The sequence below is a fragment of the Paraburkholderia mimosarum LMG 23256 = NBRC 106338 genome (assembly GCF_000739815.1).
Taxonomy (GTDB): domain Bacteria; phylum Pseudomonadota; class Gammaproteobacteria; order Burkholderiales; family Burkholderiaceae; genus Paraburkholderia; species Paraburkholderia mimosarum.
Genome location: NZ_BBJJ01000084.1, coordinates 1 through 23,061 on the forward strand (window position 1 = coordinate 1; position 23,061 = coordinate 23,061).

A 23,061-nucleotide genomic window follows, 5' to 3' on the forward strand; every position below is an offset into this window, starting at 1 on the left:
AGAACCGTTCAATTCGTGCAGATCGAGCATTAGCAGCAGACTGTCGATCTTCCCTAACTGGCCCTTGTTGACGTGGCCTGTACCTAGCAGGCTATGCAACCGCTGGCGCCAATACGTGGCAGGAAAGACGGGGCCGACAAGCTCGATTGAAATCGATATCGCGTGCTGGATGTGTTCAATCTCCAGGTCTATCAAGTTCGACATGGTGCATCCGACCTGAAAGCACTCCCCGTTTGTCTTCTTCATTTCGGCACCATTTCTTGCTGGGTGATTGGAAAGCATGACCTGAAGTGGCGACAGCACTTCGCCCTCCTGAAGGCGGATCGATGTTCGCAGGTATCTACCGACAGTCCCGGCCGAGGCTGGCTGGCACTGCGGCGAAGCCTGACCGGTCGCCCAAACGGCAGGTGAAGCGACGCCAATTTGGGTCACGCAGGCACATGACGGATACGTCGGTTGGTCCGTATCGCGGCGCCGCAGGAGCTCAGCGTTCCCCTAGCCGCGCCCGCTACACACCCCAGATATTCGGCACTGGTACTCACGCAACAACAACGCGATTGCGCCCCAGATGTTTCGCGCAGTAGAGCCGCATGTCGGCCGCACGCAGGATCGAGTGTCTTGCCGTCGCGGCCGAACTGCGAGGCCCCGACACTGACAGTCCCTTCAAACGACGTGACCGCGATACCAAAGATGACCATGAGCGGGGTGCGGATACGCCGCAGCATCAACATCGCGACGTTCAGCGCGGAGAGGATCATTGCGCCCCCTTCCATCGACACGCGGACAGCGAGACTTCCCGCGACCGGAGAGTATGCAACCCAGGCGACTGCCAGATTGACGCAGACGAACAGCGCGGTCCATACCAGCCAGCCGCGCGAATCGGAACGCTTCCCGACGCTGTCGGGCGGCCGGTTGTATGAGAGAAGCCCAACCAGCAGCAGGACTGCCATCACGAGGCGCGATGCCGGACCATAAAGCAGGAACAGCCAGATATTGTGATGCGCCATGCCGGTGAGGGCGCCGTGCAGGGCGTAAATGAGCACAAAACCGAGAAAGCCGAGCGTCATCCAACGCAACAGCGGCTCGCCGGACGAGCAGTAGCACCGCCATGTCACGTAAGTCACGAACAGCCCTTCGAGGGTTGCAGTTGCGATCGCGATCTCGTGAACGGGATGGTTTTCGAACTTGAGTGCCGGGTCCTGAAAGAAAAACAGATAGGCGATCAGACAGGCTGGCGTCAGCGCAAAGCCGACCAGCAGAACGCGGGCGTAGATCTTCGTGATCAACCGGATCCCAGCCGATGGCTCGCGCGCAGCAACCGTGATGTCCATCCGCGGACTCCCCTGCGTATTCCCTGTCGTATTGCGTACAACCCTGGCGCGCCGGTGAGGGCGGTATCAGAGACATCGGCCGTCCGTGCCGCTGGAGGCCATCCGCCGGCAACCGGGTATTCCTCAGGCAATTAACACAAGTATAGGCGCAGTATTTCGTCTGACAAGGCAAGCTGTGACCACAGACGCCCCTGTCTCGCCGCACCGCGCCCCGCGCGGCGAGATCAATCTCCATGACGAACGGATCACGACCGATACGCCCAACGAGATGTGGGGAACCGACGGGGTGCGCATCAAAACCGTGGATGATGGCCTGGTATGGGTCTTCTCGGCTGTCGATCATTGCGATGCCTATTGCGCAGGAACCCATACGGTGAAGGCTGGAGACCGCTTTGCGGCCCTCGAGCCTATCTCCCGGGGGCTGCAAAGCGAATTCGGCGGGGTGGGTGCGAGAATGGGTGTGGGACTGACGCTGCGCATGAATCACGGATCCCAATACACGTGTGACGACTTCCACAACCAGCTCAAGTTCTGGGGTATCACGCCCAGCTATGCCTTCGTTGCCGAGCCGCAAACCAATGGCGTCGCCGAGCGCTTCAATCGGACCATGAAAGAACAGGTGATTCACGGGCGTATCTTCAGGAATATCGAGGACGTTCGCGCCGCTGTCGTTGACTTCAAGGACCGTTACAACCGAGAATGGCGACGCGAAAAACTGGGCTTCATGTCACCCCTCGAGGCCCGTCAGGCGCGAATGTTCAAACAGGCCGCCTGAGTCCCAAAACCGTGTCCAAACAGCCCGGGCCGATACACACCCGCGTCGCTGGACAGATTGCCGAGTCCAATCTTTTAATCGAGGTCAAAACACAACACTTAAAAAATAGCTGGATCGCCGGATTTCAATCAAGCTACTACAGGGTGTCTGGAAAGACCTGACACCGTCAGGGTGTTGACATCACCTTTTGATGACCGATGGCGAGATCGCGTCATGCAGGGAGGGAAGGTATGACTGCCTTACCGTCAAGTGATTTAGTGATCGAAGGATTGGACGCGCAGGAGGCGGAGCAATTGTTGCACGAGTGTTGCACGTCCGTGCATTGGTTTGATCGCTCCGAGTTCCTGGCCGACACCGCCCGACAGCATATTCCACGCTTTCACGCACATCGTCGCTTGCGACTATGAGGGCCTTGTACGCCCCCCCGCAATCATCACCTCGAAGGCTTCGCGGTAAGCTTTGCCCCGGAAGACGCCCATGCCGAGAGACCCTGGCTTGCTTATCCGGGTCTGCGTTTGCTGGCGGCCGACCGTGACATAGTGGCGCAAGCGGCCGACAAGCTCTCGGTCCTATCGATCTTCAAAGCCGCTGGCGTCCTGTCCCCCCGTCACTGGCCCTCCTGGCCGAAGGTGGGTTTCAGGCGTTCGCACTGTGGCGAGAGTACGGCGGCGAACCGCTTGTCGTGCAACGGCGGGAAAACAACCTGACGGGGCGGGGCACGTGGATGGTCAGCAGTTTGGCGCAACTAGCGGCGCGATTGGATGCTTGTGCGGGTGAATGGTTGCGCATAGCACGGTACGTGCATGGCTTGCCGGTGACGGTCACCGCGTGCATCATGCCCGAAGAGACGATCGTGTCGGCGCTCTCGCACCAGTTGGTTGGAGTGATGGGCCTCGGGGCGAGCTGGGGCGCGCACTGCGGCAACCAGTTGGTGCACCCGGATGAACTGGCGCCGGGTGCCGCTGAACAGATTGGTGGTATAGCGCAGCGCGTTGGTGACGTCATGCGATCGCGCGGATACCGTGGTACGTTCGGACTCGACCTGATCGTGGATGCGCAAGGCGATGCCTTTGCCATCGAGATCAATCCACGTTTCCAGACCGTCGTCTCGCTGGTGCAGGCTCAAGGCTGCGGCCCGGGCCTATTTCGAAAAGGCAATCAGCCAGAATGGCAACCCCGAGACCGTGACGATCGACAAGAGCGGATCGAATCTCGCTGCCTTGCGGGCGATCAACGCCCCACGGGAGGTGCCGATCAAGGTCCGCCAGAAAAAGTATCTGAATAACATCATCGAACAGGATCATCGGGCGATAAAACGCCGGACCCGACCGACGCTTGGGTTCAAGAACTTTCGTTGTGCCCGCATCCTGTTGGGCGGCATCGAAGTTATGCACATGATCGTCAACGGACAATTGAACGATGGCGGCGTTGGTCAAACTCCCGCACAGCAATTCTATTCGCAGGCTGGATAAGGAATCCATACCATATCGGATTTGGCCGATCTATCGCTCTTACTGCGACAGAACCGTATTTGGTGCACCGGTCAGTAATTTGTGACGTAACGGTGTAGCGGCACACGGATAATTCCAGGCCGCGCTAATGTTGATATTCCTGCTGCGCGGAGACGGATGCCATTATTTGTTCATGGCGGTCACTTGACCTCCGTCAATGGGCGGTTCCGCTGCGCAGTATAGTCTGCTGCAGTGGGTGTGTCTGTCCTGCATGAACATCGTAGGGTCAGCTTTGGCAGACCCAATGGCACGCGCCCGAACAGAAAATTCCGCCCGTGGGTTCCGTGGATAAAGTCAGTATATTTTGGATGTGAAATCGGTAATCTATGAGATAGCGGGGGAATAGATGGCGTTTGAATTCATTTCGGGCCTAGCCTCCATATTTCCGCGCGAGGCATCATCGGAGCCGGGCTGGAAAAATCCCTGCGTGTCTTCCCGTCGATGTGTCATTTACGTAGCGGCGCTCGCATACATTGCGTCGTTTCCTTCTGTATCCAGCGCCAATTGTGTGACCTCATCGGGGTCGACAACCTGCGACACCAGCGCGCCGTCGCCATGGACGTCTACGATCGGAGATGGGCCTGCGAGCAGTCCAAGCGAAAGCGTAATCATTGAACCGAGCGCGCGAATAGAAGTTGGATTTAATCAGGACGATAGTGGCAGAGATCCGGCGATCTCACTCGGTGAGAAAGCCACCATCGAGGTTCGCCATGGTGCGAGCGTCCGAAACCATTCGACGAACAAAAACAGCTCCACCTCTGGAACTGGCCCCAACACGATCGATTTCGGTAGCAACAGCAGGCTGACGGTAGAGGAAGGCGCGATCATCGAGTCTTCTGGCGATCAGAATCACACCGAGGCGGTTAACCCAGAGGGTACAGGTAGTACCATCGTCAACAACGGAACCATAAGGAGTACTAGTTGTGGGAGCAGAGGTTGTGCGGCTGCAATTTTTTTCCAGGGCGACGCTAGTAATCCAGATGCATCGACTTCCAACACAGTCATTAACAACGAGACGGGCTTGATCGAGGCAGCTGGGGATGGTGACACAGCGATAGCGTCAAACCCACAAAGTGCCATCAAATTCACCAACCGTGGAAGAGTGATCGGCAACGTGGTTTTTTCCAACGGCAATGACGAGGCGCACCTGTACACCGGATCCTCGGTGAATGGAAGCATTAATGGCGGTGACGGTAACAATCTGCTGACACTGAACGGCACGGGATCGGACACGCTGCGGACCACCATCACGAACTTCCAGACGCTCCTTAAGCAGGACAGCGGCGTGTGGACGATCACTAACCCGCTCAGCGCAATAGGCGTGACGTCGACCGAGGTGCAACAGGGAACACTCGTACTGACTGCCGACAACACGTCCTACACTGGCACGATTGTGGTCGGTCATGAGGGAGTTCTTCAGGGGACGTCGCAGAGTCTGCCAGGCACAATCGCCGACAATGGCGTGACGCAGTTCGTTCAGTCGGCCGACGGCAGGTACGCCGGGTTCATCGGAGGTGTCGGCTCGGTGGTGAAAGACGGATCCGGTACGCTCACGCTTGCGCCCGCTGCAGCAGGCGGCAATACCTATACTGGAGGCACTGTGGTGAAGCAAGGCGTGCTCGCCATATCTACGGATAACGCGCTTGGCAGTGCCGCCGGCGGGCTGAAACTGGATGGCGGAACACTGCAACTCGGCAGCAGTTTCGATCTTGCCGGCGCGCGAATCATTTCGCTTGGGGCAGAGGGTGGGGCCATCGATACGCAGGGCTTCGAGTCGACGATCACACAGAATATCAGCGGCGCGGGAGCATTGACCAAGCTGGGTTCAGGCTCGCTACTGCTCAACGGCGCGAACACATGGACGGGCGGAACGACGGTGAGCGAGGGTATTCTTGCAGTGGGCGATGCACCCATGTCCGTTGCGTCAATTGCTGGCACGACGAACATCGCTGCGCACGCTACCGTTGCCGGCTACGGTAGCGTCAACGGCAACGTGATCAACAACGGCACGCTCGCTGTCGCGAACGCATCGGGACTTTTTGCTGCTGGCCCTCATGGAAACTTCACGATTAATGGCCAGTTGATAAATGCAAACCTTGTCGAGCTGGGCGGCGGTCGAAGCACCGGCAATACACTCGTCGTCGACAGTTACGAGGGCAGGAAGGGGACAATAGCGTTAAACGCCGTGCTGGAGGGCGACAACGCGGTGTCAGATAAGCTCGTGATCAACGGCGGCACCGCAACCGGTGCGACCACGCTGAAGGTCACGAATGTGGGCGGCCAGGGGGCGCCCATCACCGCGGACGGAATTCTGGTCGTCGGAGCGACGAACGGCGCAACCACGGAAGCCAACGCCTTCGCGCTCGCGGGCGACAGGATGAAAGCTGGCGCATACGAGTACTACTTGGCTAGAGGTGGTCTGACTGCCGGCACCTCGCAGAACTGGTACTTACGCAATAAGCTTTTGGCCGGCGAAAAAAAAGAGATCGTGCTTTATCGTCCAGAAGCTGCGCTCTATGCGGAGGCTGGTGCTGTTGTTCGCCAACTGGCCATGATGCAGATCGACAATTTTCACCAGCGCCAAGGTGAGCAGTCGCTGCTTGACGAAAAAGGCAGGTTTCCTGCGGCGTGGGGGCGCCTATGGGGCGCACACAGCACGCTCTCCCAAGCGGGCGACATCGCACCGGAGTTTTCCGGGTCACTGACAGGAGCGCAAGTCGGCCACGATCTGTATGCAAGCAGAACGGCGAGCGGTCACGCCGACCACTACGGCATGTTCTTCGGTTTCGGGCGGGCCACGGGGGATGTCAGTGGTTACGCGTTGGGTGTACCGAACGCTGCAGCCGGCCATCTCGCGGTGAACGCATACAGTTTGGGCGGCTATTGGACTCACCTCGGGCCTCAGGGCTGGTATACCGACGTGGTGATTTCGGGAAGCTCGCTGTCGCTTAGTTCGAGGTCACACGAGGAGGTGAGTGCGACGGTGCACGGCAATGCAGTGACGGGTTCACTGGAAGGTGGTTGGCCACTTGCCGTGGGGCGATTTCTGACGATAGAGCCACAGGCCCAGCTAGTCTGGCAACACCAGACGATCAGCGACTTGGGCGACGGCATCTCGAGCGTGAGCTTCAATAACGGCGATACAGTGAATGGACGTATCGGTATCCGGCTGGCAGGTGTCTATGAGGCGGCGCGCGCGATCTGGCAACCTTATCTGCGGATCAGCCTGTTGCGAACATTCGGTGGCGAAGATAAAGCGACATTTGATGGCGGCACCTCAGTTATCACGCCAGTCGGCCAGACGACCGGACAGATAGACGCGGGGCTGGTTGCAAAGGTGACGAAGCATGGAAGTGCGTTTGCGACCGTTAGTCTCGGCAGGAATCTCGGCGGCGAGCGCCAGAGGACGCTGATTGGGAATGTCGGCGCCCGGTGGGCCTGGTAGCTGGTCGAGTCGCAGATCTCGCGCATCAAGCGCTGTATCGGCGCGCGACTGCTGACGCGCAACATCGAATCGCAGCAGCGCGAGGGCGTGATTATCGCGAACCTCGTGAATCTGTAGAACAGCTTAGTCTTACTGAACTTTAGACACCCAAACGCCGTTGCCGACCGTTGGTGAGTAGCGGTAGCGAGGCAGCGAACGAGACCGAGATTGGGATGAAGCAACGGTATGGGGCCGCGGAAGCGACATCACGTGGTGTCTCAAGGCGCGTGACGCGCTTCGGGCCGCTGGAATTTTCGGGACTTCCCCTGCGGGGGAGTGCTGCGGGCAAGTCCGGTAAATTCCCGCCGCAGCCACTGGGCGACCAGACCAGCGGTGACGGGCTGACCGATTCTCCACGGTGCGATTTCGCGCATCGGGAAGTCCTCGGCAATCGCCAGGCTGAGCAATTGCGTGAGCGTCCACGCGCACGAACGGATCTGCATCCAGAGCTCGAGTACCGTGCGCGTCTGCTGCCAGAGATTGTTCAATCCCCACCAACGCTTGAGATTGTGAAACAAGGGCACGACATTCTGCCCGTCAACATCTCACGCATGACATTGTTGTCCACTATCCCTTCCACCCGCTTGTTGGCGAGCGTCTCGCGGTGGTCCGGCTGCATTATGTCAATGGAGAACCCTGCTACATCATTCGGCGATCCGATGGTACGCCCGTGTCCATTCCTGCATGGATGACCGAGCTAGCGGCCGCCGATGTGCAAATGACCGGGCAATCGCGTTTGCCCATTGCAGTGCTACTGGAACTGCGCCGTAACGTATCGATGTTCTTATCCTTACAGGCTGGCACAAGCCCTACAGGAGAACTCGATGCCGCAACGCCCAATGGACCAGATAGCGTTGTTCGACGACGACGCTGCGATCCGGTTACCGAAACTACCTCAGGATGTTCAGCTCCAACTCCAGCAGCAGATGGTGCAGTGGATGCGAACCATCGCCATTGCGATCAACCGGGGGAGGCAAGATGAACAAGATCACCCCTGAGCATCTGTCGAGGCTGGCCTGTGTATACGTTCGGCAATCGACGCAGGACCAGGTACAGAACAACCTCGAAAGCCAGCGGCGACAATATGCCCTGGTTGAGCGTGCCCGGCAATTGGGATGGGAGCGGGTCGAGGTCATCGACGACGATCTTGGCCGCTCCGGGTCAGGTACGCTGCGCCCGGGTTTCAGCGTTTGCTCGGCTTGCTCTGCGATGGCGAAGTTGGAGCAGTGCTGAGCATAGAAGCGTCGCGCCTGGCGCGCAACGGCAAGGATTGGCATACGCTGCTGGAGTTCTGCAGTATTGTAGGAACGTTGCTCATCGATGCGGAAGGAGTCTATGATCCGGTTCAGATGAATGACCGACTGCTGCTCGGCATGAAAGGAACGATCAGCGAGATGGAATTGGCCAGCTTCAGGCAGAGAGCGCACGAAGCTATGAAGCAGAAGGCGAGACGCGGAGAGCTTTATATGCGTATGCCTATCGGCTACGTACGTACCTTTGACGATCGAATCGAGAAGGATCCCGACACGCGTGTCCGCGCGGCTATCGACTTGGTGTTTCGCAAATTTGCAGAATTCGGTAGTGCCAGGCGTGTGTATTTCTGGTTGGGCGAGCAGAATATCGAGATGCCTGCTGTGGCAAGTGCGGGCAGCGCAGAGCGCATCGAGTGGAGAACTCCGCGCTACCACAGCGTGCTAAGTCTGCTGCACAATCCGATCTACGCGGGTGTTTACACGTATGGGCGCAGCAGGACCACCCTACGTATTGAGGATGGGCGCAAGCGAGCCGTGCGTACCCGACATCGCCAACCCGAGGATTGGGCGGTGCTGATTCGCGATCGCCACGAGGGCTACATCGACTGGGACACGTACTGTGCTAACCGGGAGTTGATGGCGAACAACACCAATGGGCATGGAAGTTCGGTACGCGGCTCGATCAGGAGTGGCAGCGCATTATTGTCGGGATTGCTGCGCTGTGGACATTGCGGGGCAAAGCTTTGCGTCAACTATCCAGGTCCGACGAGCATCCGATATCAATGCAACACCCGCATCATCAGCCGGAACCACTCCAGCTGTGTGATGTTCGGCGGCCTCGGCGCGGATCAACTGATAGCCGGGCAGGTGCTTCATTGCCTGCAGCCACTGGGACTTCAGGCGGCGGTGCAGGCTGTCGACCAGTTGCAAAGCATCGAGGACGAGCAGCTCGACCAGAAGCGCTTGTCGCTCCAACGTGCTCGCTACGAAGTCAATCGTGCGCAACGCCAATACGATGCCGTGGACCCCGACAATCGTCTTGTCGCCGAGTCGCTGGAGAAGCGTTGGAACGATGCATTGGCCGCCCAATCCCGGTTGGAGGCCGAGGTCGCCGAATTGATCCAACGACGCCCCAATACACTCAGCGAAGAGACCATACAGACGGTCATGGAGTTGGCCGAAGATGTACCGCAGTTATGGAAACACTCCGCCACCCAGCACGAAATCCGGAAGCGCATCGTGCGCACCGTGATCAAAGAGATTGTCGTGACATCCGACGGTGACTCGGTGCGCATTATGGAAGACCGTCGAACAGCGGCTCGATGCCCCAGCGGCGCGCGTAGAACTGAACGATGGTTTGTGCTTCCAGATCCACTTCGGACGCCAGGATCAGGCGTCGCTTTGTCCATTCCTGCCGTTTGTCGTTGTAGATCTGGCACCACACGGCTCGTACCGGCATGCCCCTGAGGAAGCGGGCTACGGCGACGATCGAACGCAGGCGCACACGCTGCTCCTTGCCATAGAGCCTCATCGTCAATTCGATTTCGGGCAAGGCTTCGATGGCATCTGCGTTCAGACGCAGCCCATAGATACGAGGCCGTCCGCGCCGGGGCACATCGGGTGTTTCGGGCTGCAGGAACAGCGCCGTATCGATGCGCGCCTGACCAATCACATGCATGTTCCGGCGCAGCAGCGGCAGGATCAGACGCGCGCGCATGAACCACGAATCGAACAGTACACGTATGCGCCGATCGCTCGCACCCGAGACCGCGCGCACCAGCGCCAGCGCAATCTTGAGCTTGTTGGTGTTGCCCTTTTGGGGGACCAGCCGCGAAATGATCGGCAGCACCATGCCGACACCACCATTGCCCAATACGCTTACGCCCAGCGTTACGATGCATTGAGCCCAGACGTATTTCGGCCGGTTGATCTTGCCGCTGTGTTCGTGTCGCCAGTCCACCCCCGGCGCCTTCTTCGAGCAGCGCATGTTCAGCGTATCGTCCAGAACCATGGTGAGCGTACCGCTGGGCAAGACCGCTAGCACCAGGCGCAGCAGCGCCCGTGCGAGCGGCAACGTACGCCAGCTGCCGCGCTCCAGAAGCTTGAAATACGCCGTCCAGTGCCGTGTGCCGCCAATGGCCGAGATCGCGCGACTCACCCATCCTTCGGGCGACATCATGCACCCGCACAGCAGTTCGATGAAGCTGGTCTGCGAGCGAAACGGTATGGCAGTAAGGAGAACGTTGATCCATTCGCCGCGGCACGCTGAGGTAAAACTCAGTGCGTTTCGACAGGGACATGGGCAATCGCAAGAGAATCGAAAACGATTCTCATTGGCCGCCGCGCTGCTTGCGCTAAAACCTCGCGCAAGCAGCGCGGCGGCCTCACGATTGACTGTCCATGTCAAGTTTTTTTCGAATTCCGAACCATTTTTCAGAGCCGATCATTGGGTCGCTGAAAGTCTAAAGTCCAGTGATCTTGATCTAGCTCTCGTCCATTCGCCAGCTTTTCCCAACCGGACGCTTGTGCTTGCGGAACCTCCTTTCGAAGAGCGGCAGCAGTTTGATGACCCAGCGGTACACCGTCGAATGATCCACCGCGATACCACGCTCGTCCATCATTTCCGCAAGATTGCGCAAACTCAGCGAATAGGCCACGTACCAACGCACGCACAGCAAAATCACTTCAAGCGGGTAGTGAAGGCGCTTCAGGACCTTGGCCAGGCCCGGCGCGAGTGTGGTTCGCGGTGTCTTCGCCTTCTTCATCGCACAGCTCAAAAATTCGCTACCCAATTTTAACGTGGGCCTTACTGCAACAGAACCTAAAGTCGCTTCCCCTCGCCGTTCAGGATCTCTTCGCCACCAAACCGATCGAGTTCTCGAGATATCGACTCAACTCTTCTTCGTTGAATGTCGGTTCTTCAATACCACTTCCCTTGAGAAAGCCCGTTACGTTCTTGCAATCCCAGCGGTAGGTGTCCTGGTACAGTTCCAGCGAGGAGCGTCCGTCGCACATGTTGTCACGGAACAGGCTGAGCAACGGATAGAGCGGAGCGTCGCGGTCGTCCTTCCACTTGCTGAGCCATTCCGCGAAAGGAACGATGTCGAACGTGGCACCGACAAGAGGCTCGAGCAACGAAAAGAACTGCTTCAGTGTGAGATTGCTTTTATCCGAATGAATCAGGTTGAATTTTTTCGTCAAGGCTGCGGGGTTCCTTGAAATATGAGCAATCGCGCGCGTCATATAGTCAACGGTCGTCAAGCCTTCGCGTAGCTCGTGCAGATCCGGGATGGTGCCGAGCCTGATGCACGTTTTGACCAGGCGTCCCCACCATTGATAGCTTGCGCTCAGTCCTGTGCGGCTGTTAAACGTCGCATAGCCCAGCCGGAACGTCATGAGCGGTAATCCGTGTGCAGCGGCAAGATCAGCGATTTTCTCCATCACCCACTTGCTGCGCACATAGCCAATATCCGCCACAACGGCGGAGACGTTCTGATCGATGTCGTCTTCTTCTGTCATGACGGTCTTGCCGGTATGCAAGTGTCCCCAACTGTAGACGGATATCGTCGATAGAAGAATCAACGCCTTCAGCTTGTCGCTGGCAGCGAACGAAATGATCTGATTAAGTCCGTCTATGTTGTTCTTCTTCATGTACGAATAAGGCTGAATGAAGTTGACGGTGCTCGCGGAGTGATAGATAACGTCGACATCGCCGGTCAGCTTCATGTAGTCGCCCTGTGACATGCCGAATCTGTCGACCGAAAGATCAGCAGCGTATGCAACGATCCGGTTGCAGTCCTCCATTTCTATCTGGTAAGTCGCGAACTTGTCATCGATCCGCCACCGCGCTTCGGCATCGTTGGCCGCCCGAACCGGGCAATGGACAACCGCGTCGGTCGTCGCAAGCAGATCAGCAAGCAAATGGGCGCCAACAAATCCGGTAGCGCCGGTCAGAAGAATATGGCGCGGCTGCTTGAGCCGGTCTATATCGAACGGTTTGCTCAGCACGATTGCAGGCGGCAGCCCGATATCGTTGGACAACTCCTGGAAGGGCTCTCCGTCGACCTCCGGCAGCTCCGCCTGCATCCTCGACTGGAGATGTGCGGCAAGCGCGGCCACAGTCTGATGCTGGTAAACGTCGCGAAGATAGACTTTGGTATTAAGCCGTTCCTCCAGCGCTATGACTATTTCGGCAACCAGCAGGGAATGTCCCCCTACGTCGAAAAAACTGTCTCGCAGCCCAAAGTCGCTACGCTGCAGCACCGTTCGGAATACATCGAAGACCAGCCGCTCCATGGAATTACCGTCCGCCGGCCCATCGGCTGGCGCTTTCGCACTCGCCGCGAACTGCGCGCGCAATGCTGCTTTGTCGGTCTTGCCGTTCACGGTAAGCGGCATGTCGAGCAGTTCGATGTAGCGCCCCGGCCTCATGTAATCGGGCAAATGCGTACACACATTGTCCCTGATCGATTGGACAACCTGCGCGAACGAGCCTGCCAGCCCGTTGGTAACGAGATAAGCAACAACCTCTCTCACGCGATCGGCGTCCCCACCTGTCAGGACAACGGCCACCTTATCGACACCTCTCTGCGTCGCGAGAAACGACTCGATCTCCCCGAGTTCCACACGGTTTCCGCGAATCTTGACCTGCTCGTCGCGTCGGCCGATATATTGCACGGTTCCGTCCGGCAGCCACCGAGCCAGGTCGCCCGTGCGATACATGCGCGCGCCGGGTCGGCTGGGGTGTGCAACGAATCGCTCACGCGTCAATGCCTCGTTGTTGAGGTAACCACGTGCAACACATGAGCCGGCGACAAACAGTTCGCCGACCTGTCCCGGTCGGAGCTCGTGAAACTGCTCGTCAAGAATCAGTATTTCGGTATCCGTGACCGGGCGACCAATCGACGCCGGCTTCCCTGACGCTGACCCGGGTACGTGATGAAAGGTCGCGAAGATCGTCGCCTCTGTGGGTCCGTAATAGTCGATCAATGAATACAAGACGCCCTCCGTATCGACTGGTTTTAGCTTTTCACCAGCCGTGAACAGGTACCTTAGGCAAGTGTCGCGATTGCGCGTAGCGTTGATCGCGTTGGGGACCATCACGGTCGGTACGAACGCATGCGTGATGGCGTTCTGGCAATAGAAATCCGCTAGCAAGCGGATATCCACCCGTGTTTCATCGTCCAGGACATGCAGGGTCGCACCTGCGCAGAGCGCCGACCAGATTTCCCACTGGCAGACGTCGAAACCCAGGCCAGCCATCAACGTATGACGGGTGTCCGACGTAACGTCGAACAGGTCGTTATGCCATTGAATGAGACGGGCGACCGCATGGTGCTCGACGACGACACCCTTCGGCACGCCAGTCGTACCGGACGTGAAAATGACATAAATAGGCTCAGCCGGGGACGATCTCGCCGGCAAGCAGGGGCGTGTCACTGGGGCTTTCGCAGATAGCGACCCCACGGTCACGCGTGTCCATCTATCGAAGGCGTCACTCCCATACTCGTCGTGTTCACTTGAAGTACTCAGCAGGACAGACGCTCCGCTCTGCTCGAGGATGAGCTTCTTCCTTTCTTCCGGATGCTTGTAGTCAATCGGAACGTACACGGCGTTGGCCTTCAGAACGCCGATAATCGCCACGATATAGTCGATTGAGCGCGTCGCTTCGATGGGAATTAGCGCTCCGCAGCTTGCTCCGCGGTCGACCAGAAAGCGAGCGACTGCGTCGCTACGCGCCGCAAGCTCGCCGTACGTCAGCCTCGTCTTCCCCCTCGCCAGCGCAACTCCTTCTGGCGATAAGCTAACCTGACGATCAAACAAGTCCAATACAGTTTTGGCGAACATGTTTGAGTCCTCGCATTTGAGAATTCATGGCTGTGGCCGTAATAGGGACCGATGTCTCATCAATGCTTGAAGCGCGGTCCTCGCCGCTGCTCGCAATCGGTCGCTTCGCGACTTCAACATTGAAACCTCGCAAGCCAGCGTCAATGGATTTCAATACGCATTGCAGGGCAGTCAGAGAAAATGTGCGCCGGACATATGACAGAGTCGGGGCAACCTGGTAAACCTCTACGTCGTTTCGTGCGCGCGCTACCGAATGGCTTGCATTCATCCGTCACGAAGGCGATTCAATTTTCCTCGCGGGTACTGGCGCTTCGCCGGATGAAGACCGGCCGTTTCCCGGACCGGCTCGAGCTTGCGACGCTCAAGGCGCAGCCGGCGGTCAAACGCGTGGTGCGCGCTTTCGCATGCGAAAGGTGTGCGCGGCACATCACTGCGCCCGCCCGTTCGAGCGGCAGTGCACCCCGTATGCGAAGATGCGGTACTCGTCAATGTGTGCCGGTGCCAGCACATGCCAAGACGTATCCGGATAACACCGCTGTAACGGGCAATATTTCATTCCTGATACGCAGCGCTTCGGTACAACTTCCGGGTTATTCAGATGACTGCCATTCAACGCAGAAAGCTTTTCCATAACCTTTGTCGATGGAACACCGGTGATGCCCGCAAAGGGCCGCGTGTTGTCAAAAACGAAGCTCCGATAAAACACTTCATGCGTGGTCTCGAAGCCGAGACTAGCAAACAGGTGCCAGGACAGGCCGGTCGCCTCCGTTAAAGCGCGTGCGATGCCGGACTCGGCGGCAAGCGCCATGATGTCCGCGACAAGCAGCTTGGTAATACCCCTATTTCTGTGCTGCGCACAAACGCCGACGCAAACGATGTGGAGGGCCTGGTTGTCACTGATATGCGCTGCATCGAACGCCTTTTTGCAACTGGAGAGCAACGCAAAAATCGGCGCCATGTGTGGATAACAATCCCCTAGCAGAGGATCTTCCCGCGGTAGCGCAGGCCAATTCTCCCCAAGCGCGAAGCCGACAATCTGACCTTCTGCGTCCTTTGCCACTGCGGATAACCCTGAGCGCGATGCAAGATCACATGCCGTCCGACTGAAGGCCTTCATGTCCTCATAACCGATGTCAAGGGCCAGACTTAACGGCTCGCGCTCGGTAAAAACTGTCGTCAGCAAGTCAGCAACCCCCTCTGCATCCCGCGGTTTCAAGAGGTACCGCCGGATCAGGGTTTGTCCTCCCAGAGCACAATTGAAGCGCTGCTCGCCGAGCTTCCGTAGGCATGAGCGAAGACCAGCGTCTCGCCTTGAAACGGCATCGTTCATGATCTGCTCCCCCGTTCGTGGATGCCCCTTCTCGCAACGGGCGGATCCAGACGCCTTGCTTGCCGGGTGATAGGATCCCCGCGAGAACCGGAGCGTTTTTCAGCTTTTTCCCGAAACGAAGCATCGCTTGCGGATCGCGCTCGACCGCAAAGGTATCGCGATAAGCATCGGCGAAGGCCTTGAGGGTGGGCGAACAGGTCGATAGCGGTATTGCAAGCGCGTGCGCCGTTTGTTTCGGCGCACACCATCTCCGCGCCTGGGCTTCTTCGGCTCGGGCGTTCAGCTTCGGTATGCCTGCAGCGTTGCGGTTGGCTTCAGCCTGCGTCAAGCTCGCTAGCTCGCTAGCTCGCGCGCCTTCCGCGCACGAGCTTTCAGCGTTTCTTCAAACTATTGCTTCGTCGCCTTCACTGCCTTTTCTGCTTTTTCGACTGAGTCGTCAGCCGCTTCGGTCATCGCCGATGCGGTCTTCGTTGCAGCGCTCAGGCTGCCTTGCGCGACATCGACTGCCTCCTTTGTGGCTGTTTGTACGGTTTCGTAGGCGGTGTTGGCAAGCGACGCACCCTGTTTCAGAAACGCGATTGCAGCTTCGGAGCCGACCGGGGCGTTTTGCGCGACATTCTCGACGAACCATTGAACCTGGCGGTTGGCTTCCCGGTACTGGGCGTTGACAACCTCTGCCAACTGCTTTCGCATGGTCGACACAATCTCGGCAACCTGACGTTCGTACGTCGTGACTTTCTCGGCCGAGGGCAGCACCAGCGCGTTTTGCAAGCCAGTAACTTCCTGTCCTTCCTTTTGCGTCAGTCCAGCTTGCAAGCGTTGGTACCAATCGGCAAACGCCCTTTTCGTCGTATCCAGATTCAGTCGGAAGAGCTTTTCCTCGCCTTCCAGCATCTTGCCGGCCACGCCGAAGAAGAAGTCAAGATTCGCCCGTTGAGCTACAGCAGCTTGTTCCCGAAAATCAGTCATGTGTGCCTCCTGAAGACGTATGTCCAGTGTTCAGCATGTTCGGCAAGGGTGACCAGATGATGAAGCGCGCCGTCTGGAAGTCACCGTATCGGCGTACATTTTCCAATCTGCCTCCCAGGTGCATTGGTCTCAGTGGTGACTGCCTGTCCCACTTCCTCAGCGTTGAGCTGCGCGATGGTGCTCGCTGGGTGTTGACAGGTGCAAAGGCTGAAAACGACGAAGATTCCATTACAGAACGGTGACGGTCGGGATACCAATTGAATCGGTCTATCATAGGGCACTTTGTGAAGAAGCATTTTTTCCTCGCAGTGTCCCACTGGATTTGCTTGCGCCCTTCATTGCAACAACACCGTCGCCCCGTGGTCGTCGTCGCTATGTGTGGCGAAGTCGCTGAACGGTACGCCCCTCTATTCTCGCAAGCATCGGTGCCGGGCGTGATTTCAGGAATGGCCGCCAGGTTGCAGCCTGGCTCGGACTCACGCCGGGTCAATACTGCAGTGGCGGCAAAGCGCGGCTTGGCGACATCTCTCTACGCCCGCCGCTTCACCACAACGGCGAGGGGCTGGCCATATGATTACCAGAACCGAGGAGAGTACTGCGGTTCAATCCGGAGCGCGAGTCGTCTTGCTGTCCTGCCTGGGGTTCCGTCGTCTCTTCCAATTTGCTCCATCAGACCTTGCTTAGAATGTGGACGGCAAGCGCCGCCTCTTCGATGCCTTGAAATCCACCGCCGTTCTCCTGAATCGCGTGACGCGCGCCAGGTACCTGACGCGCCCCTGCTTCACCGCGCAGTTGGGTAACCAGTTCGTAAAGCTGACCTATTCCCGTCGCACCCAGTGGATGCCCCTTCGATTCGAGTCCGCCCGATGTGTTGATGGGAATGCGTCCGCCCAATGTGAACTCGCCGCGTTCGGCAGCGGGACCACCCTCACCTAGCGGAACCAGTTGGAGGTTTTCGGCCTGGATGATTTCGCCCATCGCCGACGCGTCGTACACCTCGGCGACATCCATGTCATCGGGACCGAGACTCGCCTGCTCGTAGGCTTGCAGCGCCGCAAGGCGGCCGATGTTCTTCTGCGGCTCGTCGGCGCGACGATGCGTGAAGCTGCGGACCACGCTAGCCACAACCCGGATGCAGCGGCTGCGGTCGCCACCGATGCGTCGCAAGCCCTCTCCAGTGCACAGGATCGCCGCCGCCGCGCCGTCCGAAACTGGCGCGCACATGGGCAGCGTGATCGGATACGTGATCGGCGCCGCCGCGAGCACCTCGTCGATCGTGAAAGCCTGGCGAACTGCGAATACGGGTTGTGCACCGAATGAAGATGGTTCTTCGACGACACGGCGGCGATCTGGCGCTGCGTGGTGCCGTAGCTCTTCATGTGATAGCGGCACAGCGCGGCATAGACCGACATGAAGCGGCTATAGGGGCGCTCCGACTCGGAACCGGGCGGCGGCACTACGCCTTCGCCGAGCTTCAACAGGTTGGCGAAGTTTTCATCGACGCGCGCCACGTCCCAACCCGCCTCGAACAGGGCGAATAACTTCGCCTTGTCCAGCACGTTCATCTTCTCTGCACCGAGTGCCAGCGCAACATCGCAGGCACGCGACCTCAATGCCTGTACCGCGAGATGCACCGCGGTGCTGCCGGATGCGCAGGCGTTTTCGACGTTGTAAACCGGGATGCCTTCAATACCGATCTTGCTGAAGACGACCTGCCCCGGAATCGACAGCTGGCCTTGCAACGGCCCGCCGGTGATGCCCGCATAGAAAGCCGCGCCGATCGCCTCGGCGCCGCAGCCCACATCCTTCAACGCTCCGCGTAGTGCTTCGCCCGCAAGATCGTCGACGCTGCGTTCGAGATGCCGACCAAACGCGGTCATCGCAATGCCGGCAATGTAAATGTCGCTCATGGTGTTTTATCCCAGTGTGGCTGACTCAGATGCGGAGCGTTTCTCCCTGCCAGTACTGCTCGCGCAGGTCCTTCTTCAGCACCTTACCAGCTAGGCTGCGCGGCAACGCGCCGATGAAATCCACGCTCTTCGGACTTGACCGAACCGAGCTTCTCCTTGCACAACGCCACGAGCTCTTCGGCTCTGACGCTATGACCCCCTTTGAGCTTCACTATTGCCTCCACGGCTTCGCCCCACTTTTCGTCGGACACGCCGATCACCGCCGCGCAGTGCTGCACCGCCGGAGACGCGCCAAGGTCACCTGCTCGACTTCGCTCGGATAGACGTTGAAGCCGCCGCTGACGATTACGAGCGAATCGGCACGGCGGTAAGCAGAACGTTGATCCATTTGCTCAGGTAAAACTCAGTGCGCTTCGACAGGGACATGGGCAATCGCAAGAGAACCAAAAACGATTCTCATTGGCCGCCGCGCTGCTTGCCTATCTATCCGTGTCACATTTATTCGAATTCCAAAGCATTTTTCAGAGTCGCTCATTTGGGCGCTAAAAGTCTAAGGCAATGCTGATCAAGTCCACCGCTCATGACCGTCATGCGTTATAGCGTGGACATGTAACGGCAAAAGTAAAAACGCGATGAAACAACTGACACTGGCGATGGCTGTCGATCAATGCGCGGGATTCGGGGCGAAGCGCAAACCTACGCGACGCGAAGCGTTCCTCGATGAGATGAACATGATCGGGCCGTGGGCGCAGCTGTGCGCGGTGGTGGAACCGTTTTATCCGAAACGCGGCAATGGTCGCCCGCCGATTGCGCTGGAGCGCATGATGCGGATTCACTTCGTGCAGCACTGATTCCATCTTGCCGACCTCGCATGCGAAGAGACGTTGTACGACAGTCTCAGCCTGCACCGTTGTTGGTATTGACCTTGGCAGCCAAACGGTTCCGGACGCTACCACGCTGCTCAATTTCCGGCATCTGCTGGAAGAGCAAAAGCTGGGCGAGCGAATCTTCGCGGAAGTGGGCGTGGTGCTGCAGGAACGTGGAGCAAAGCTCAAGAGCGGCACGATCGTCGACGCCACGCTGATTGGTGCGCCATCGTCGAAGAACAAGGAGAAGGCGCGTGACCCCGAAATGCTTCAGACGCGCAAAGGCCAGCAATGGGATTTCGGCATGAAGTTGCACGTCGGTGCGGACAGTCAGAGCGGGTTGGCTCATAGCGCGGTGGTGACGGCCGCGAACGTGCATGACAAGCATCCGCTGCCACAGTTGCTGCACGGTGAGGAGCAACGCGTATATGGTGACAGCGCATACGCGACCCAGAAATCGCTGATTCACAGCAAGGCCCCGAAGGCACGTGACTTCACGAACAAGCGCACGCGCCGCAAGGACATCGCAGACGAAGTCGCGCGGCGCAAGAACCGCAACAAGTCGAAGATCCGCGCCCGGGTCGAACATGTGTTTGCGGTCGTGAAGCGGCTGTGGGGCTTCACGAAGGTTCGCTACCGCGGTCTGGCGAAGAATGCCAATCGCGCCTTCGTGGCGCTCGCGCTGGCCAATCTCTACATGTGGTGAGGTCGTTCGAAGGCACAGGTGCGCCCGTAATGGGCTGAAGACGGGCGAAAAGCCCGTGCAGAGCCCGTCGCGGGGCCCAACATGAGCTGGAATGCCCGTTTTTTGGGCTGTTATTCGCGAACCCGGAAGTTTACACATATCTTGGTCGCAATCGGTCGTGTTACCCGGGCTTGTTCAGCGTCGCCCTAAAGTAATCAGCATACCCTAACCTTATTCCTGACACGACACACATACAACTCGCGAGGTAGACACAATCGGTCCGCCGTTTGAGCGCGGCGGACCTCACTCGACCACGAGCGTCGATTTCAGGATGACGATATTCGCAAGATTGTAGTAGTTGGGCGACGTGGCAGTTACCGCATCGTGGATTTCTGCGAACTGCTGCCTGGTCCCATCGCCCTTGATACGAACCGTGTACCGCAAGCTTTCGTAGCCGTTTGCCACTCGGGGGTCGATCCCGAGAAAACCCCTCAGGTCGATTTCGCCCTCAGTCTCGATCTCCAGTGATTCGAGTGTGATCCCGCGGATGGCGCATTGCGCCACGAAGCCCACAGTCATGCAGGCGTTCAGCGCGGCGATCAAATGCTCCTGAGGATTAGCACATACGTTGGAACCGCCGAGTTCGAAGGGCTCGTCGATATCGATTGTAAAACCCCGCGATACATGCTGCCCGCCGATCGAATACCCTTGCACCTCGGCGCGAGTTCGCGTCTGGCCCTGCCAGGTTGTCGCCACGCGCCAACTGGTAGCGGCTCTCGAAACATCCTCCTTGACGCTCCCAATCAGGGAGAGCAGATCGTCGACGTTGAGCCCATTGACGATTTTGGGTTCGTTGATCTGTGCGTCGGTACCCATATTCCATCTCCTCCAATATGGTTGGATCATTCAGCTCCGGACGATTTCATTGCAGCCTGCCAAGCGCAGCCTGAATGCGCTTGCCTTGTTGTTGGGAGACGAGTCTATCAAGCACCTCCCCGAAACGCGGATGACGTGCGCCCGAGTGAATGTATTGCCACCGGTAGGCCTCGAGGAAATTCGATTCGATCGACTGGCCTTCCGACTCGTCGATTCCACGGGCGCAGTTCGCCACAAAATAGTGCGCGTCAGCTGCGGCCTGCGCCTGCAGAATGCAATCGATATCGACGACAAGTTCAATGAATTCGTCGACCCCCTGGTCGCGATCCCTATTCGTAATGGTGGCGTCGTGACGGACCCACTCAAGCTCGTCGAGGATGGCATGTTGACTCTCCTCCTTCCAGTGATAGAGAAACACGCTCCTGAAGAGGTCCGATAGCTGATTGTCAGGAGCGATGCTATGGCGATAGTGGAGTTGCGTGAACAGTTCAATATGGAGCGTCAGCGCTAATACGGCCCATGTGCTTTTGGTGAGGACTCTAGATGCGACAGCGTCAGGATCGACCACGAAGCGATAGCCAGTCGGGAGAGTCTCATCGATCATCTCGTCGATACGACGAAAGAGCGCCTGATGCTTCAGTTCCTCGTCGCTAAATCGGACCAGCGCCTCGAGCGCCACTTGATCACCGAGCCAGTGGTCACGACTGATGTCCAGCACCTTTGCGGTGATGAAGCGCTCCACGAGCCCGAAAACGTTGGCATAGGTGCGTCCCTGGATCTGGCTGACGAAAGTCTTCTCGCTTGCTGAAAGTGTGAAAAATTTCTGAGCGAGTGAGAGCCCGTCAGGAAGATATTTCTGAGAGGCATCAAAGGTGCGGCCTCCAATTACGTCGCGGTCAATTTCCCACCGAACCCTCTTCGAAGCACTGATGCAACGGGCATAGCGATCGCGCTCGGACACTTGCGATACTGTGTTCATGGCATTTCTCCCGATTCCACACATCGTTGACGTGGCTGTCAGGTTGTTTTCTCACCGCGGCACGACGACCAGTTCGCCGGCGTATTCGCACCGCAGTGCGAACGCCTGAAACCCACCTTCGGCCAGGAGGGCCAGTGACGGGGGCGACTGGACGCCAGCGGCTTTGAAGATCGATAGGACCGAGAGCTTGTCGGCCGCTTGGGCCACTATGTCACGGTCGGCCGCCAGCAAACGCAGACCCGGATAGGCAAGCCAAGGTCTCTCGGCATGGACGTCTTCCGGGCCAAAGCTTACCGCGAAGCCTTCGAGGTGATGATTGCGGGGGCGTACAAGGCCCTCATAGTGCAAGCGACGATGTGCGTGAAAGCGTGGAATATGCTGTCGGGCGGTGTCGGCCAGGAACTCGGAGCGATCAAACCAATGCACGGACGTGCAACACTCGTGCAACAATTGCTCCGCCTCCTGCGCGTCCAATCCTTCGATCACTAAATCGCTTGACGGTAAGGCAGTCATACCTTCCCTCCCTGCATGACGCGATCTCGGCCATCGGTCATCAAAAGGTGATGTCAACACCCTGACGGTGTCAGGTCTTTCCAGACACCCTGTAGTAGCTTGATTGAAATTCGGCGATCCGGCTATTTTTAAGTGTTGTGTTTTGACCTCGATTAAAAGATTGGACTCGGCAATCTGTCCAGCGACGCGGGCGAAAGTGCACCTACGCCAACCCGACCAGTTGACCGTGATCCAGGTTCATGGCAGATAGCGTTGGTCTCCGATATCGAAAGTCGTGCGCAGCGGCGGTGATCTCCGGGAAATCAGGTGTCGGGGCACCCACCGTCTGGACGAGGATCTCGCTCAGCCGGCCGGCTTCATACATGAGCAATTCGTGCAAAATGACCCTTTCAGCTTCGCCACAAAGCGCGCGGCGCGGAGTCTACACTCATCAATCACGAGAGGCTGCGCCAAACTTCCGGGTCAGCCCTATAAAGTCGCTTCCCCCCGCCGTTCAGGATCTCTTCGCCACGAAACCGATCGAGTCTCGAGATAGGCTGTGCAAATTGCCAGCCGGTTGCGGGTTTTCCGAAGGGATCGAATTTGTGTGCGGGCCCCATGGGGAATGGCTTGCGCAGTTGGCGAGGCCGGAGCGGTTAAGGTAAGCGTAGTCCGTATTGAAAGTGTCACCGTTGCGACAATAAATGCGTCACTACACGACCTCCTGACTCGTTGAGGGCCGCAAAGCCTTGC

Annotated in this window: 11 protein-coding genes and 12 pseudogenes; 10 read left to right on the plus strand and 13 right to left on the minus strand. The window is 58.1% G+C overall.

Features of this window, described 5'->3' with window-relative positions:
* Together BMI01S_RS31755 and BMI01S_RS31760 are read right to left on the minus strand one after the other, a co-directional pair.
* Window positions 1–303 (minus strand): hypothetical protein (locus BMI01S_RS31755; RefSeq protein WP_174480164.1); only part of this gene is annotated, 303 nt, incomplete at its 3' end.
* A gap of 362 nt (window positions 304–665) precedes the next feature.
* Window positions 666–1,331, minus strand: a pseudogene (locus BMI01S_RS31760) (GGDEF domain-containing protein); the annotation flags it as partial.
* A 175-nt stretch (window positions 1,332–1,506) separates the two neighbouring features.
* Here BMI01S_RS31760 and BMI01S_RS31765 point away from each other — a divergent pair.
* The 4 genes and pseudogenes from BMI01S_RS31765 (at window position 1,507) to BMI01S_RS31775 (ending at window position 7,062) form a co-directional block, all read left to right on the plus strand.
* Window positions 1,507–2,106, plus strand: a complete 600-nt coding sequence (locus BMI01S_RS31765) for an integrase core domain-containing protein (protein ID WP_051381613.1) — start codon at window positions 1,507–1,509, stop codon at window positions 2,104–2,106.
* Window positions 2,107–2,941: 835 nt separating this feature from the next.
* Window positions 2,942–3,148: pseudogene (locus BMI01S_RS44170) on the plus strand (hypothetical protein); the annotation flags it as partial.
* Between the two features lie 76 nt (window positions 3,149–3,224).
* Window positions 3,225–3,578 (plus strand): annotated as a pseudogene (locus BMI01S_RS31770) (DDE-type integrase/transposase/recombinase); the annotation flags it as partial.
* A gap of 1,060 nt (window positions 3,579–4,638) precedes the next feature.
* Window positions 4,639–7,062 carry an autotransporter family protein gene (locus BMI01S_RS31775; protein WP_051381612.1) on the plus strand — a complete coding sequence of 808 codons (2,424 nt, stop codon included), beginning with the start codon at window positions 4,639–4,641 and terminating at the stop codon, window positions 7,060–7,062.
* A gap of 257 nt (window positions 7,063–7,319) precedes the next feature.
* Here BMI01S_RS31775 and BMI01S_RS39655 read toward each other — a convergent pair.
* Window positions 7,320–7,628: pseudogene (locus BMI01S_RS39655) on the minus strand (IS701 family transposase); the annotation flags it as partial.
* A gap of 29 nt (window positions 7,629–7,657) precedes the next feature.
* Between BMI01S_RS39655 and BMI01S_RS44175 the strand changes: the two are divergent.
* From BMI01S_RS44175 to BMI01S_RS43360, 3 genes and pseudogenes are all read left to right on the plus strand, one after another.
* A pseudogene (locus BMI01S_RS44175) lies at window positions 7,658–7,804 on the plus strand (DUF5372 family protein); the annotation flags it as partial.
* A gap of 121 nt (window positions 7,805–7,925) precedes the next feature.
* On the plus strand, window positions 7,926–8,099 hold the full coding sequence (locus BMI01S_RS43355) for a hypothetical protein (protein WP_154671537.1): 174 nt from the start codon (window positions 7,926–7,928) through the stop codon (window positions 8,097–8,099).
* A pseudogene (locus BMI01S_RS43360) lies at window positions 8,080–9,167 on the plus strand (recombinase family protein); the annotation flags it as partial. The gene BMI01S_RS43355 and the pseudogene BMI01S_RS43360, both read left to right, overlap by 20 nt.
* Window positions 9,168–9,654: 487 nt before the next feature.
* Here BMI01S_RS43360 and BMI01S_RS43365 read toward each other — a convergent pair.
* The 5 genes and pseudogenes from BMI01S_RS43365 to BMI01S_RS31810 all read right to left on the minus strand — a co-directional run.
* Window positions 9,655–10,654, minus strand: a pseudogene (locus BMI01S_RS43365) (IS701 family transposase); the annotation flags it as partial.
* Between the two features lie 186 nt (window positions 10,655–10,840).
* Window positions 10,841–11,119, minus strand: a pseudogene (locus BMI01S_RS31795) (IS6 family transposase); the annotation flags it as partial.
* A 79-nt stretch (window positions 11,120–11,198) separates the two neighbouring features.
* Window positions 11,199–14,201, minus strand: a complete 3,003-nt coding sequence (locus BMI01S_RS31800) for an amino acid adenylation domain-containing protein (protein ID WP_036046734.1) — start codon at window positions 14,199–14,201, stop codon at window positions 11,199–11,201.
* A 427-nt stretch (window positions 14,202–14,628) separates the two neighbouring features.
* Complete coding sequence (locus BMI01S_RS31805; RefSeq protein ID WP_028232569.1) at window positions 14,629–15,531, minus strand: GNAT family N-acetyltransferase; 903 nt, start codon at window positions 15,529–15,531, stop codon at window positions 14,629–14,631.
* A 387-nt stretch (window positions 15,532–15,918) separates the two neighbouring features.
* Complete coding sequence (locus tag BMI01S_RS31810; protein WP_028232568.1) at window positions 15,919–16,500, minus strand: phasin family protein; 582 nt, start codon at window positions 16,498–16,500, stop codon at window positions 15,919–15,921.
* Window positions 16,501–16,535: 35 nt separating this feature from the next.
* Here BMI01S_RS31810 and BMI01S_RS42150 point away from each other — a divergent pair, with 35 nt between their 5' ends.
* Together BMI01S_RS42150 and BMI01S_RS39670 are read left to right on the plus strand one after the other, a co-directional pair.
* Window positions 16,536–16,742: a hypothetical protein gene (locus BMI01S_RS42150; RefSeq protein ID WP_169745496.1), complete on the plus strand. Its 207-nt coding sequence runs from the start codon at window positions 16,536–16,538 to the stop codon at window positions 16,740–16,742.
* A gap of 167 nt (window positions 16,743–16,909) precedes the next feature.
* Window positions 16,910–17,029 (plus strand): annotated as a pseudogene (locus BMI01S_RS39670) (transposase); the annotation flags it as partial.
* A gap of 140 nt (window positions 17,030–17,169) precedes the next feature.
* On the opposite strand, the pseudogene BMI01S_RS31815 reads toward BMI01S_RS39670, so the two are convergent.
* Window positions 17,170–18,410, minus strand: a pseudogene (locus BMI01S_RS31815) (thiolase family protein).
* 25 nt (window positions 18,411–18,435) lie between these two features.
* A pseudogene (locus BMI01S_RS43895) lies at window positions 18,436–18,759 on the minus strand (AMP-binding enzyme); the annotation flags it as partial.
* Between the two features lie 283 nt (window positions 18,760–19,042).
* On the opposite strand from BMI01S_RS43895, the pseudogene BMI01S_RS38550 reads away from it, so the two are divergent.
* Window positions 19,043–19,982, plus strand: a pseudogene (locus BMI01S_RS38550) (IS5 family transposase).
* Window positions 19,983–20,264: 282 nt separating this feature from the next.
* Here BMI01S_RS38550 and BMI01S_RS31830 read toward each other — a convergent pair.
* The 3 genes from BMI01S_RS31830 to BMI01S_RS41290 are packed head-to-tail and all read right to left on the minus strand — an operon-like array spanning window position 20,265 to window position 22,329.
* The gene (locus tag BMI01S_RS31830) at window positions 20,265–20,837 is read right to left on the minus strand and encodes an OsmC family protein (protein ID WP_028232566.1); all 573 of its coding nucleotides are present in this window, start codon (window positions 20,835–20,837) and stop codon (window positions 20,265–20,267) included.
* Window positions 20,838–20,883: 46 nt separating this feature from the next.
* Complete coding sequence (locus BMI01S_RS31835) at window positions 20,884–21,816, minus strand: hypothetical protein (protein ID WP_028232565.1); 933 nt, start codon at window positions 21,814–21,816, stop codon at window positions 20,884–20,886.
* Between the two features lie 51 nt (window positions 21,817–21,867).
* A complete protein-coding gene (locus tag BMI01S_RS41290; RefSeq protein ID WP_154671431.1) occupies window positions 21,868–22,329 on the minus strand; it encodes a hypothetical protein in 462 nt (153 codons plus the stop codon).
* Window positions 22,330–23,061: the final 732 nt, after the last annotated feature.